Genomic DNA, 9,438 nt, shown 5'->3' with positions numbered 1-9,438 from the left:
GGAGCTTACACTGACCCAGGAGTGGACTACTACGAGCAAAGATATCAAGAGCGCCTACTTAACAACCTCAAGAAAAAAGCTCACTTATTAGGCTTTGATTTGGTCGCTCAATCCCCTGTGGCTGAATGTGTTTCTTAGGAGGTGACAGTAACGGTAAACGTAGCGGTAAGCCAAGATTTAAGGCTCGTAATCGCTATCGTACTTTTACCTATCCTCAGATGAAAGAGGGATGTTTACAAGGAAGCCTGATTAACCTACCGATGTTTGGGAAGGTTAAGGTGAATGTCACTGACTTAAGGGAAAATTATCGTTTCTTGGAAAAACCCAGATTGGGGGGTTTCCCCCCAAACTCCCCACTGGGGGACGGAGTGCCTACCTAGAGACCCCCTGCACAAGGATTGACGGGTTGGATGAAATTTCTTAAGTCAGTGCTATTCAGGTTAAGGTTGTCCTTCATCGCCCTATCCCTAATGGATTCAAAATCAAAACTGCATCTGTCACCAAGAAAGCTGATGGGTACTACCTCACACTCTCGTTAGAAGACAAGGCAGTTCCAGAAATTAAGCCAGACTTTAACCCAGATAGAATCACTGGGATTGACGTTTGTTTAAAGGAATTCTTGACAACTTCTGAGGGTGAAACGATTGCTATTCCTCAGCATTATCCGAAAGCCCAGAAACGCCTACGGATTATTCAGAAACGAGTATCGCGTAGAAAAAAAGGTAGCAAGGGTAGGCTTGAAGCTATCAAGCAACTGGGCAGACAGCACAAAAAAGTTGCAGACAAGCGGAAAGACTTTCACTTTAAGACAGCTAATTATTTGCTGTCAAAATATGACGTAGTGGCTCATGAAGAGCTGAACGTCAAAGGGCTAGCTTGTACCCGATTGGCTAAATCTGTGTTGGATGCTGGGTGGTCAAGCTTTCTGTCGATACTAACGAACAAAGCCGAAAATGCTGGTTTGTTGGTAATCCCAGTAAGCGCCCATAACACCTCACAAGATTGTTCCAATTGTGGCGAGAAAGCGCCTAAGAAGCTGCATATTCGTTGGCATGACTGCATCAAGTGTGGGTGTAGTCTTGACCGCGACCACAACGCAGCAATAAACATAAAAAACAGAGTGACGCTGGATGCGGGAATTCATTTCCCGCTTAAGTTGCGCACCCGAAAGGCGGCAGGGCAGTCCGTTCTTAAAGCCAAACGCCTCCTAAGCAATAGCCGGATTGGTTTGGAAGCCTACACTGTACTCGAAGAGTCAGTGTAGGATCTGTCACGCAGCAGCGATTAAGGGCTGGAACACCGATGCTTCGCCCCTCCAAGGAAAAAACTATTTCTGTGCCGACGCTCTAGCGACTATGAAATTCAACGACATCTTGTTTGAGTGAAACGTCATATTTGCTAAAAAAGTTTTGACCCAACAGTCCAATTTCTAGATCAGTCCCACCAATTGCCACTTGAATGTTCTGTGCTACAGCCCCATCAACAGCAATTGACTCAACCTTGGCGGAGCGAAATGTCACTCCTTTGGCACTCGCCGTATTCGCTTTAATTTCGCCTTCTAGAACAATGTTGAGGCTTTTTGCCATTGCTTGGGTGACTACAGTACCACTGGCACCTGTATCGACAACCATCTCAAAGGTTTGTGTGCCGTTAAAGGTCACATCAATCACTGGCGTTCCATGAACACGACGTTTGATTGGGGCTTTAAACACCTGCGGCTTATCTGTGTTTGTCTTCGATGCAGGGGTGGGTGTTGACCCTGTTGTAGGTGCCTTTGGGTTGGGCGTTTGGATGGCAGAGGGTTGGAATACGCCTCTGGGTGAAATAGCAACTTCAGTTCCTGAGGGGGCATTGGAACCGGGGCGAGCGCTTTTTTGTTGAGCAATGCGAAGGTTACGCTGGTACTCGGCAAGTTTCGGCTGAGCGATCGCATGATAAGAACTAGCAGATGGTACCTGTTTCAATAACTCAATCGCTTCTTGCCAGCGATTAATCACTAACTGCCAATCGCTGGAAGCCTGAGCAGACTCAGCAATACTTGTGGCACTATAGGCGGCATCCAGTGCCCGTTCATACGCCTGCTGTGGCGTAAGAGAAGGTTGGCTGCTTGCTGTCGCCACTGATGAGGGATTAACAACAGACGGGGACGCCTGTCCCGCGACGGAATTAGTGGCTGTACCAGGAGTCGAAGAGGTAGCCATTGGCTCAGTGGGTTCATTAGAACCCAGCAGAGAATTGACACGGCTACAAGCCATATTCGTCAATGCTAGGGTGCCTGAAAGCAGAAGGATAGCTCTAGACTTCTGAGAGGGCATGGGCGTTGATGGCTCATGAACTGTCCATTTTTCAGTATGAACTACACCGCCCTAATTCGTCTTTGATGGGTTGAGGGCGAAGCCTGCTTGACCCAGCGAAGGCTAGGGGATGGTGTGCATTTTTCTAGCTATGGGGTAAGTAAGACCTGAAGATATCATTGATAAGGATAGGTTGGGCGATCGCCTAGGGCACTGTCCAAAAGGCACTGGTTGTTATCGCCTCCTCACAATTGAGGCTCAAAAAACCTCTCCTGCCTCAGTCAGCCATGAGATAATAGCACGTCAGTTATTAGTTGTCTGGCGTTCTTTTTACTGACCACTGACTACTAACAACCAACCACTCATCACAACATAACTGCTTATGCCTGTTTCAGCAGCTACACCTGCTCTGCTCGTGCTAGCAGATGGGACATCTTTCAAGGGTTGGTCTTTCGGAGCCACGGGCACTGCTATGGGGGAGGTTGTGTTTAACACAGCCATGACGGGTTATCAGGAGGTGGCAACCGACCCCAGCTACTGTGGTCAGATTGTCACCTTTACTTATCCAGAATTAGGCAACACGGGAGTTAATCCAGAGGATGAAGAATCCGCGTATCCTCATATTAGGGGTGCGATCGCTCGTAACATCTGCTACCGTCCAAGTAACTGGCGTTCCACTCAGTCTTTCCCCGATTACCTCAAAAAGCACAATATTCCAGGAATCTACGGCATCGATACCCGCTCCCTGACCCGAAAACTTCGCTCATCAGGTGCCATGAACGGTGGCATTTCTACCGAAATTCTTGACCCTGCCGAGTTGCTCAAGCAAGTGACAGGGGCTCCTAGTATGGCAGGATTAAATCTGGTTCGGGAAGTCACCACGAGGGAGGTTTATGAGTGGTCGGCTCCCACCGATAGCCACTGGGAGTTTCGCCCCGTTGTCGATGCTACCCATAACGAACCTCTAACAGTTGTAGCCATAGACTTTGGTATCAAACGCAACATCCTACGGCGTCTAGCTAGCTATGGTTGCCGTGTCATCGTCGTTCCTGCGGATACACCTCCTGAGGAAATTCTCAAACATAATCCAGACGGCATTTTCCTCTCCAATGGGCCAGGAGACCCTGCGGCTGTCAGTGAAGGGATTGAAACCACCAAGGCTTTGTTAAAGCAAGAGAAACCCGTGTTTGGCATCTGCATGGGGCACCAAATTCTCGGTCTTTCGATGGGTGCAGAAACCTTTAAGCTTAAATTTGGTCATCGGGGCTTAAATCACCCAGCAGGTTTGCGGCGGCAGGTGGAAATCACCAGCCAAAATCACGGTTTTGCGATTAATGCCGATACTATAGATGCTGAGGTAGAAATTACTCACCTCAACCTCAATGACCGCACTGTGGCGGGATTGCGTCACAAATCTTTACCTTTCTTCTCGGTACAGTACCACCCAGAAGCCAGTCCAGGTCCGCACGATGCTGACTATCTCTTTGAGCAGTTTGTTCAAACGATGCGGACGAACGCCGCACCCTCGCCAAGTTGAGGGCAGTGCTACGCTCTAATCCAAGGAAGGGAGTTAGGACTAAGGGGGATGAAAGATTTTGCAGCGACAAGGTTGACAATTTGCGTTAATTTTGTTATTGATAAGCTGATTAGGGGCATGTCACTCCTAAAAGCTTGCCAAAAATCTCAAGGTACTTTAAATTAAACGGGGACTTCTCGCTATACTATTGCATACGACGTAGAAGTCTGTCCAAAACAGCCTTAGGCCGCTGCGGCACTTGATAAAATGCCGATAAGTCTAGGCAAAGCATCGACCAATACGGTGGAACACACCGGATCTTGAGCTTGAGGATTGATCGGCGAGGATTGGGAATGCTCTGTAAATCCAAAACCAGAGGAACAAATATCTGTTTCGGGAGACCAGGTCAGTCCAAAAATCCCCTGTTAGAGTCACAAGCTTGGCAGTGGAGATGTCACAATCATAATGTTATTTACGCTACAAGTAGGAGGGTGTTATTCCTGAGCCACTAACCCTGACAGTCAGCTTAAGGGGCACTCGCGAAGTCAGGGAAAATTGCCAGCTTTTCCGCCTCACTGGATTGTTGGACGCCTTTTCGGAAGCTACATTCCGCAAGGTGGTCAGCAAAAATATTGATGAAGGGCCAACACACGTTGTCTTGGATCTTTCCAAGATCGACTTTGTCGATAGCTCGGGTTTGGGCGCTTTGGTGCAGCTAGTGAAGAAGGCTCAAAGCGCGGGGGGAAGCTTACAAATTGTGACGAATCCCCGTGTAACTCAAACAGTTAAGCTGGTACGCCTGGAAAAATTTCTCTCACTGCAACCTTCTGTTGAGGAAGCATTGGAGAACATCGAGGGAAGCTGACGCAACCGTACAGAGCAATGATAGGGCGGGTCAGAAACCCGCCCTTGCTCTGTTAAGGGAACAGTTGACTTTCTTTAGTTCCTGAATGTAATAGACTATTCCAGGCAACGCTAAAATTTAGAGGGAGAGGTCTGGCAGAGGTTGTGACATCAGAGGAGGAAGAGAGCTTAAAGATTTTGGCAATCCAGTCGGCGCTCTCGTGGGCGGAAGTTCGATTTCAGCAATTAAGTGCTACTACGAAGTCTTCATCCCATATTCAGCGAGTGTCACCCGCCTCCTTGGCTTATTTGGGAGACGCTGTTTACGAACTTTATATCCGAACCTGTTATCTACTGCCGCCCAGACGCCTTGGTGACTATCACCAGCAGGTAGTATCTCAAGTCCGGGCGGAAAGTCAAGCAAAAACGCTGCGATCGCTCGAACCCTACCTTACTGCTTCTGAACTTGAAATTTTGAGGCGTGGGCGCAATGCCGCCACAGGACATCCCCGACGTCTCGACCCCAAAATCTATCAACAAGCGACGAGCTTGGAAACACTACTTGGATACCTATACCTTACCGATCCCCAGCGTCTGACCCAGTTGCTGGCTCATTTAGACCTCGATCCCCGTTAACAAGTCATCGAACTCTAATAATAATATGTCTAAACAAGACCGCCGCCCTCACGCTACCGGCAAGCCAAAGCGAGGGAAGTCATTTCGCGATCCCCGTGAGAATCGAAAATTTTCTTCTGCCCAAGAAAAACCCTCTGACCGACAAGAGCGCAGCTACATAGACAAGCCAAAGCCGGGAAAGCCCTCTCGCCCTCAAAACTCTAGTCCTAAACTGCGCCACTCCCAAGGCGCTCCCACAGACCGCCTAGAGCGGCGTCATGCGGGTAAAGGTAGGCCACATCCCCAAAAGCCAGGGTCTCGCCCAGAACCAAGGGGGGCTAATTTCGAGTCACCCTATGAAGGTAGAACCCGAGATAGAGATAGAGATAGAAACAGAGATAGAGATAGAGGTGGGAACACCCAGCAAACGGAGGCCAAGCGATATATTCCGTCTAGGTCGGTACACAAAGAGCGCCATGAATCGCCAAATTTTGAGCCAACCCATACCGATACAACTTCTGCGATGGATACATCGGAGGAGACTGACTTAATTTATGGGCGTCATCCCGTCCTCGCCGCCTTGGAAAATCAGCGCCAGCTCAACCGAGTTTGGATTCTTCCACAGCTGCGCTACGATCCCCGCTTTCATTCCCTACTGCTTCAAGCCAAGGCCAATGGTACCGTCATTGATGAAGTAGAACCACGCCGCCTCAGCCAAATAGCCGAGGGAGCCAATCATCAGGGTGTCGTAGCTCAAGTCGCACCTTACCCGTACCAAGATTTAGCGGACGTAATTAAAAAAGCAAAAGCGACAGCCGAACAGCCGGTAATCCTTGTGTGTGATGGAATTACCGATCCCCACAATTTAGGGGCAATTATTCGTACAGCAGAAGCCCTAGGCGCTCAAGGCTTAATCATTCCTCAACGTCGAGCTGTTGGTGTTACCTCTTCTGTTGTGAAAGCCGCAGCAGGAGCGATAGAAACTTTTCCCATTGCTAGGGTTGTCAATCTCAGTCGTGCCCTAGAGGAATTAAAAGCCGCTGGCTTTTGGATTTATGGCATGGCAGCAGGAAACGGTAAACTACTACACACCGTTAAATTTACAGGCCCGATAGTATTGGTAGTAGGCTCAGAAGGTAGTGGTTTGAGCTTGCTTACACAACGCTGCTGTGACGTTTTGGTTTCGATTCCTCTACAGGGTAAAACCCCAAGCCTCAATGCCTCAGTAGCCGTAGCAATGACTTTGTACGAGACTTATCGCCAACGTTGGTCAAATATAATTCACCTAGACATTCTGCCCAAAGATACGTTGCAAAAAGAAGTGTAAGGTAGTATAAAAAAATGTAAAAATTGCGATATAAAAAGACAACATAGAATCCCGTCTATCAGGCAAACAGCATGAAAGAAGTTTTGATCAAGATTCTCCAATTCTTGGGATTGGCTTTTTGGGTTGAAATTGTTACCGACAATCCCCGCTGCACCTACTACTTCGGACCTTTCTTCGACGAGAAAGAGGCTGTGGCAGCCCAGGGCGGATACATTGAAGACATAGAAAATGAAGGGGCTCAAGGCATTAGCGTTAAAATACAGCGCTGCAAACCGAACAACCTGACAATTTTTGAGGAAGATCTGGGGGAGCAGGCTCTTGATTTTTCAAACCCAGTGCGTGGCTTCAGCCGACAAGCGTCTTAGTCTACTTAGGCAGGAAGAGAACAAACTTCCGGTCAATCAGGGTGTTACCAGCGTCAGCCCCCTACGGGCTTACTCAAGATACGACTTGAGGGTTGAGTTCAATCCAGCTCTCAATGTCCCTGGTTATCTGCTCAGGGATTTCCCAAGGGAAGAGGTGTGCTGTGTTGGGGTAGCACTGCCAGTGACAATTCTTGAGATGTTGAGCCGTTTCTCGACTCGATTCTACGGTGATATGCCGATCCGCTGCCCCAGCCATCACCAAGCAGGGACATTGAATGTGTTCTAGCTCGGAAAGCCTATTATACCCGGATCTTAAGGCAATGTTAAGAGCCCGTGTAGCAGCGGCTGACGTTTGTAGATAGGCTGACATCGCTTCAAAGGCGAGGTACTCGTAAGCCTTGGGCGTGTGTTGTTGGATGAGATAGCGATAGAGCGATCGCTTCCCGAATGTATCAATATTCCACTGCCACCCAGGCACCACCCGATTGATCAGGGAAGCGATCCCAGTGTAAAGGTTATCCTCCCAGCTGATGGGTGGATGATTGCCTCTAGGCCGAGCGGCTGTGGCAATCAAAATTAGTCCACTCACTCGTTCGGGTAGTTTTAAGGCCAGTTCCATTGCGAGAATTCCTCCCAGCGACCAACCCAATACCAGACAACGGTCAATCCGGCAGCGGTCTAGAAGAGCTTCTAAGTCACTGAGATGGTCGTTCATCTGAAAGTCGAACTCAGTTCGACTATTACCGTATCCCCGTAAATCGGGAGCAAGAGTTTGGAAGCGTTGGGAGAGGTGATTGGTGAAGACGGACATACTGCTGCCCGATCCCGGATGACCATGTAAGCAGAGTATGGGAAATCCTTCTCCTTTAACGTGAACGTTAAGGTTGATCGATTGAGACGATAATTGAGGCACAGACACTAGCTCTAAGGTTCTAGCTGGACTATCGAACTCATTCCAGCTTAATCTCTTGCCGCCAGGAAGATAGGTGGAATAGCACACACGAAGAGGGCTGATCGCACCCAGATGCCCGACAACTTCTGCGAAGTCGGGCATCTAAACTCTACAACCGTATGCCGGGGATTCTCACAGGTACTGGTAGTGGTGGAACTGGAATCTTGTTACCGAGTTCTTGAAGGAGTCTGTCCTTTGCAGTATCAAGGAGGGCGTTCGCAGCAGATTTGGCAAAACTGGCATCTCCTGTTTGACCGACATCGAAGATGCAGCCATCCATCAGTTCTGATTCTACTCCGGCTTGACGACAAATCTCTTCGGCTTGGCGGATTTGAGGGGGTAGCAATGAGTTAAGGGATAGGTAGGAATTGGGGAAGCTGCGGTTGGTAAATGTGCCTGTGTCTTTACCGGGTGGGTAGTCAAATAAGGACTCGGCTTGACTAATGCGCCAACTATCACCGAATTCTTTGTAAACTACGTCAAAGAATATCTTTTCTGCCTGATTAAGGGGCGCAGGTACGGGTAGCACATTCCTCAATGCTTGACTGACTTGCCCGTAGGTGGAGTTTTCTTTGGTAGGAATCACTTTGCCGCCACGAGTTTGTAAGTCGTCGGCGGGGTTGCCATTTGCGTTACCCAGTAAGCCGATGTACTGTCCTGATTGACCGGAAATATAAGGTTTGATGTCCATCCGTCCATTGCCAAGGTTGATTCCTACTTGCTCTCCTGTGGGTGCTGTGACTAGGTAGTAGGATGAGTTGCCTTGGATTTTGCCTCCTCCAGGTAATTCGAGGGTGCCATTTTCTAGCTTTGTGGGTTTGCCATCCACGCGCAGGGGTGTGCTGGTATCGGAATCGGGCGGGTTTTTGGCATAGAGGGCTACGCGACTGTTACCAATTTTCATGGCTACGGCGGTATTCATGGAAACTGAATTTGAGATTGCTCCCTGCCGTGCCTGCACTTCAAAGTTTCCATTGGTGGATTTAACTAGGGTGAATTCTCCAACGGTCTGGAAGCTGTATTTGAAGCCATCAAAGGTAATCATGTGGGGGTCGCCATAACTTGACCCTTTTGTAAGCTGTTTAGTTGGCTGGGGTGGCTTTTTATCGCACAGGTCTATACCCCATTCCTTGCGAAGGTCAGCAAGACCGCGATCAAGTTCATCAGTGATGTTAACACCAGATGCATTTTGTATTTCCCCTGCTAGATCATAAGCGGCTTCAGCAACTCCCTCAAGTGGAAGTGGCGGCAAACCTCCCTTCATAATCCAGTAGCCAAGACCTACAATTGCCATCGTTGCACCAACTGCCGCAAGCGCTGGGGCAGCAGCAGCAGAGGCAGCGGCAAATCCCGCTAGTTCTAAGCCTGCTCCTACTTCCAGAAGTGTACTGCCAACCAATACACCTTTTGATAAAGCATCAAATTCATCCTTTGACTTATCTAAAAACTTACAAATCTTCTCGGCTTTCTCGGGACTGATGTCTTTTGAAAAGTCTATTTTTAGGAAATTATCGTAATTTCGTTGT

General features: G+C 48.7%; 8 protein-coding genes and 1 pseudogene. 6 read left to right on the top strand and 3 right to left on the bottom strand.

Features of this window, described 5'->3' with window-relative positions; translation table 11 throughout:
* Positions 1-439 precede the first annotated feature (439 nt).
* Positions 440-1,264, top strand: a pseudogene (locus V6C93_RS33510) (RNA-guided endonuclease InsQ/TnpB family protein); the annotation flags it as partial.
* 82 nt (positions 1,265-1,346) lie between these two features.
* On the opposite strand, the gene V6C93_RS33505 reads toward V6C93_RS33510, so the two are convergent.
* Positions 1,347-2,315, bottom strand: coding sequence for a retropepsin-like aspartic protease family protein (locus V6C93_RS33505; RefSeq protein ID WP_333481018.1), 969 nt, complete (start codon positions 2,313-2,315; stop codon positions 1,347-1,349).
* Positions 2,316-2,676: 361 nt separating this feature from the next.
* Between V6C93_RS33505 and carA the strand changes: the two genes are divergently transcribed.
* The 5 genes from carA (at position 2,677) to V6C93_RS33480 (ending at position 6,960) form a co-directional block, all read left to right on the top strand.
* Positions 2,677-3,831: a glutamine-hydrolyzing carbamoyl-phosphate synthase small subunit gene (gene carA / locus V6C93_RS33500; RefSeq protein ID WP_333481017.1), complete on the top strand. Its 1,155-nt coding sequence runs from the start codon at positions 2,677-2,679 to the stop codon at positions 3,829-3,831.
* Between the two features lie 475 nt (positions 3,832-4,306).
* Positions 4,307-4,675 (top strand): STAS domain-containing protein, encoded by a 369-nt coding sequence (locus tag V6C93_RS33495; RefSeq protein ID WP_333481019.1) that lies wholly within the window; start codon positions 4,307-4,309, stop codon positions 4,673-4,675.
* Positions 4,676-4,818: 143 nt separating this feature from the next.
* Entirely contained in the window at positions 4,819-5,289 is a 471-nt protein-coding gene (locus tag V6C93_RS33490; RefSeq protein WP_333481016.1) for a Mini-ribonuclease 3, read from the top strand.
* A gap of 25 nt (positions 5,290-5,314) precedes the next feature.
* Positions 5,315-6,595 (top strand): 23S rRNA (guanosine(2251)-2'-O)-methyltransferase RlmB, encoded by a 1,281-nt coding sequence (gene rlmB, locus V6C93_RS33485; RefSeq protein ID WP_333481015.1) that lies wholly within the window; start codon positions 5,315-5,317, stop codon positions 6,593-6,595.
* Between the two features lie 71 nt (positions 6,596-6,666).
* Positions 6,667-6,960 (top strand): DUF1816 domain-containing protein, encoded by a 294-nt coding sequence (locus V6C93_RS33480; RefSeq protein WP_333481014.1) that lies wholly within the window; start codon positions 6,667-6,669, stop codon positions 6,958-6,960.
* A gap of 73 nt (positions 6,961-7,033) precedes the next feature.
* Here the strand turns inward: V6C93_RS33480 and V6C93_RS33475 are convergent, their stop codons facing one another.
* A complete protein-coding gene (locus V6C93_RS33475; protein ID WP_333481013.1) occupies positions 7,034-8,014 on the bottom strand; it encodes an alpha/beta hydrolase in 981 nt (326 codons plus the stop codon).
* Positions 8,015-8,021: 7 nt separating this feature from the next.
* Positions 8,022-9,438: VWD domain-containing protein (locus V6C93_RS33470; RefSeq protein ID WP_333481012.1), on the bottom strand; the 1,417-nt coding region annotated here is incomplete at its 5' end.

The sequence above is a fragment of the Allocoleopsis sp. genome, assembly GCF_036703385.1.
Classification (GTDB): domain Bacteria; phylum Cyanobacteriota; class Cyanobacteriia; order Cyanobacteriales; family Coleofasciculaceae; genus Allocoleopsis.
Note: the sequence above shows the minus strand (reverse complement) of the source record. Positions and strands in the feature narration are given on the sequence as shown.

Coding starts and splice junctions, on each gene's coding strand:
- V6C93_RS33505 (WP_333481018.1), bottom strand. CDS start 2,315: ATGCCCTCTCAGAAGTCTAGAGCTATCCTTCTGCTTTCAGGCACCCTA.
- carA (WP_333481017.1), top strand. CDS start 2,677: ATGCCTGTTTCAGCAGCTACACCTGCTCTGCTCGTGCTAGCAGATGGG.
- rlmB (WP_333481015.1), top strand. CDS start 5,315: ATGTCTAAACAAGACCGCCGCCCTCACGCTACCGGCAAGCCAAAGCGA.
- V6C93_RS33480 (WP_333481014.1), top strand. CDS start 6,667: ATGAAAGAAGTTTTGATCAAGATTCTCCAATTCTTGGGATTGGCTTTT.
- V6C93_RS33475 (WP_333481013.1), bottom strand. CDS start 8,014: ATGCCCGACTTCGCAGAAGTTGTCGGGCATCTGGGTGCGATCAGCCCT.